The sequence below is a fragment of the Paracoccus sp. UBA5162 genome (assembly GCF_002413585.1).
Classification (GTDB): domain Bacteria; phylum Pseudomonadota; class Alphaproteobacteria; order Rhodobacterales; family Rhodobacteraceae; genus Paracoccus.
On sequence record NZ_DHXG01000024.1, the window covers coordinates 1 to 2,796 of the forward strand.

Here is a 2,796-nt window from a genome sequence, read left to right on the forward strand (position 1 = left end):
TTGACTACCTGATGCCGCGCTGGATGACCTATGCGATCTACCTTTTCCTGATCATCGTGCCGCCGGCGATCTCGACCTATCTGCACATGCGCTGGTTCGCGCTGACCATCGTCGCGGTGGTCGTGGTGGACATCCTGTTCCTGCGCTATGCCTATATCTCGTTTTTCTGCCTTTTGGCCGGTCTTGGCACCCTGCATTTGATCTACATCATAGCGCGAAACAAATGCGCGCGCGAATGTCCTGTCCTGTTCGCATAGCCGGTTTTCCAGCCGCGCGAGAAAGGAGAGCGATCATGGACCAATCCGGAAACCTCGTTCGCGACCATGCCAGCCGTGACCACGCGCGGCTGGAGCGGACGCTGATCACCAGCCGAAAGGCGTTTCTGGGCTTCCTGATGAAGCGATTGGGCAATCGCCCGGATGCCGAGGATGTCCTGCAGGAATTCTGCATCCGGGTTCTTGCGCGTCGGGATCAATTGCGCGAGGCCGAGCGGATGGACGCCTGGCTCTATGCGGTGCTGCGCTCGACCCTCAATGATCACTTCCGGAAGGCGGGCCGGGCAAGGCGCCTCGACAGCGCGATGGCGCTGGAGGCCAAATCGGCCGTGGTGGTCGAGGATGGCGTCGAGGGGATGGATGTCCTCTGCCAATGCATCAAGGGGCTGCTGGGCGAACTGCGCCCGGCCGACGCCGATCTGATCCGGCGCATCGACATCGACGAGACCCAGCGGGCCGAGGTTGCCGCGGATCTGGGGCTGCGGCCCGGAACCCTGAACGTCCGGCTGCACCGCGCCCGTGTCGCGCTAGGCGAGGCGTTGCTGGCGCATTGCGGACCCTGCTGTCGCCACGGCTTCGACGATTGTTCCTGCCCGCCTTCGGGCTGCGCGCATCCCGTGGAAGACACGGATTGCGAAGATGAATTGCTGGCCCTGTGACGGCCGGCCTGTAACCAAGCGCCTTTCGCGGCGTCATCATTTCGATGCTGATGCGGGAGGAAGGAATGACGCCGTCGCGCTTGTGCGGATCGAATCAGGCCATCGGAAAGACACCGGCCGACCGCGCGGTGGTCGCGGAACTGCTGACAAACGTCTTCTGCGATTGCGGGGAAGAGGTCGGGTTCCGGATCGGGACGATGGCATGCGAGCTGTTTCGCCGGGTCGATCTTGCAGGCCAGCCGACCCGGAAGGCGGCTCAGGCCCTGGGCCTTGATCCCCGCGATGCGGCGGCGATCCTGGATCTGGTGCGCCGAAACATCGCGGATGCCCTTGTCCACAGCATGTCCGCGCCGCCGATCCGGACCCCTCGCGACCGCGACGGCCTTCAGGCCGCGCCCCCGGACGGATGATCCGCCGCCGGTCGGCTGTGATGGATCAAGACCTGCAGGCCGCGTCTTCGTGGCCGGCCAGGCGGACCGTTTCTGATCAATGCGGCCCTTCGGGGCCATCCCGATTTCAACACGGAAAGGAGAAATCGCCATGACAATATCCAGCGACAAGGCAGGGGCCGCGGGCCCGAAAGCCCATGCCGCATCGGCGGGGGACGAGGCTCTGCGCGTCGGTCGTCGAAGCCTTCTGGTCGGCTCGGCCGGCCTGGCTGCGGGAAGCGTTCTGGCATATTCGCCCGCCGCCGCGCAGTCCGTCCGGTCCGGACAGGCCCAGACGGCCGGGCATGGGCTGGCTCCGGGGATGCTGGGCAACCGGCTCTATACCGCGAACCCGACCCATCCCAGCATGGCCGATATCAGCGAGAACCCGGCCAATGTCCCGCCGCCGATCACCCGCACCGAGCCCGCGACGATCCGTCTGGAATACGAGACCATCGAGATCGAGGCGCATCTTGACGGCAATACCAGCTACCGGTTCTGGACCTTCAACGGCAAGGTGCCCGGTCCCTTCGCGCGCGTCCGGGTCGGCGATACCGTCGAGGTCTATCTCAAGAACAACGAGGATAGCTGGTTTGCCCACAATATCGACCTGCACGCCGTAACCGGACCGGGCGGCGGCGCGGCGCTCGGCTCGCCGGGGCCGGGCGAAAGCTACAGCTTCAGGTTCAAGGCGCTCAATGCCGGGCTCTACGTCTATCACTGCGCGGTCGCGCCCGTGGCTCAGCACATCTCGAACGGCATGTATGGCCTGATCCTGGTCGAGCCGGAAGGCGGGCTGCCGCCGGTCGATCGGGAATATTATGTCATGCAGGGCGAACTTTATACCGAGGAACGCATCGGCACCCCGGGCCTGCTGACCGAAAGCTACGACAAGCTCGTCGACGAGCGTCCCGAATATTTCGTCTTCAACGGCCATACCGGCGCGCTGACCGATCACTATCCTCTCAAGGCCAAGGTCGGCGAGACGGTGCGCATCTTCTTCGGTGTCGGCGGGCCCAATTATACGTCGTCCTTCCACGTCATCGGCGAAATCTTCGATCGGGTCTATGTGCACGGATCGCTGGAGACACCGCCGCTGAAGGATGTCCAGACCGTCACGGTGCCGGCCGGCGGCTCGGCGATGGTCGAGTTCACATGCGATGTTCCCGGACGGTTCGTGTTGGTCGATCATGCGTTGTCGCGGGCGGAAAAGGGTCTGGCGGGATATCTGATGGTCGAGGGCGAGGAAAACCCGGATCTGTTCGCGTCGCTGGATGAAGGCTAGCGTCAAGACCCGATCAGCCGATTGAAATGGCATGGCCGGAACTGCCCGACGACTTGAGCATGGACAGCATTGCCGTGCGCGTTTGGCTCCGCGCGCGCGGCGGAAAAGGGTGGGGCGCAGGTTCCGGCCATCGGCGCGCCTTTCGCCGC

General features: G+C 64.3%; 3 protein-coding genes and 1 pseudogene. All 4 read left to right on the forward strand.

What is annotated here, in order from left to right:
• Nucleotides 1-257 (forward strand): annotated as a pseudogene (locus tag B4A72_RS03205) (hypothetical protein); the annotation flags it as partial.
• 35 nt (nucleotides 258-292) lie between these two features.
• Nucleotides 293-934, forward strand: coding sequence for an RNA polymerase sigma factor (locus B4A72_RS03210; protein ID WP_292978081.1), 642 nt, complete (start codon nucleotides 293-295; stop codon nucleotides 932-934).
• 65 nt (nucleotides 935-999) lie between these two features.
• Nucleotides 1,000-1,344: a hypothetical protein gene (locus B4A72_RS03215; RefSeq protein ID WP_292952779.1), complete on the forward strand. Its 345-nt coding sequence runs from the start codon at nucleotides 1,000-1,002 to the stop codon at nucleotides 1,342-1,344.
• A 130-nt stretch (nucleotides 1,345-1,474) separates the two neighbouring features.
• Nucleotides 1,475-2,647 carry a copper-containing nitrite reductase gene (gene nirK, locus B4A72_RS03220; RefSeq protein WP_292952776.1) on the forward strand — a complete coding sequence of 391 codons (1,173 nt, stop codon included), beginning with the start codon at nucleotides 1,475-1,477 and terminating at the stop codon, nucleotides 2,645-2,647.
• The last annotated feature ends 149 nt before the right edge of the window (nucleotides 2,648-2,796 follow it).